Origin of the sequence: Salinivibrio socompensis S35 (assembly GCF_000513715.1) — a bacterium.
Classification (GTDB): domain Bacteria; phylum Pseudomonadota; class Gammaproteobacteria; order Enterobacterales; family Vibrionaceae; genus Salinivibrio; species Salinivibrio socompensis.
In genome coordinates, this window is the sequence record NZ_AQOD01000266.1 from 1 (window position 1) to 581 (window position 581).

Annotated in this window: 1 rRNA gene; it reads left to right on the forward strand. The window is 50.3% G+C overall.

From position 1 onward, the window contains the following. Positions 1-115: 115 nt before the first annotated feature. A 16S ribosomal RNA gene (locus DZ54_RS0117610) occupies positions 116-581 on the forward strand; the annotation flags it as partial.

Genomic DNA, 581 nt, shown 5'->3' on the forward strand with positions numbered 1-581 from the left:
TAAAAGTGGATAACAACAAGAGCACAGTCAATTCGTTTGTCTCGTAAGAGATAAACAAAACAGTAGTTATCGAGCCGTTTGTCTTTCCTTTCGAGGAAAGCAAACAAAAGAACTTTAATTGAAGAGTTTGATCATGGCTCAGATTGAACGCTGGCGGCAGGCCTAACACATGCAAGTCGAGCGGAAACGGCAGCATTGAAGCTTCGGTGGATTTGCTGGACGTCAAGCGGCGGACGGGTGAGTAACGGCTGGGAACCTGCCCTGACGAGGGGGATAACCGTTGGAAACGACGGCTAATACCGCATAATGTCTTGGTTCGTTAGGATCAGGACCAAAGGTGGCCTCTATATGTAAGCTATCGCGTTGGGATGGGCCCAGTTAGGATTAGCTAGTTGGTAAGGTAATGGCTTACCAAGGCAACGATCCTTAGCTGGTTTGAGAGGATGATCAGCCACACTGGGACTGAGACACGGCCCAGACTCCTACGGGAGGCAGCAGTGGGGAATATTGCACAATGGGGGAGACCCTGATGCAGCCATGCCGCGTGTGTGAAGAAGGCCTTCGGGTTGTAAAGCACGTTT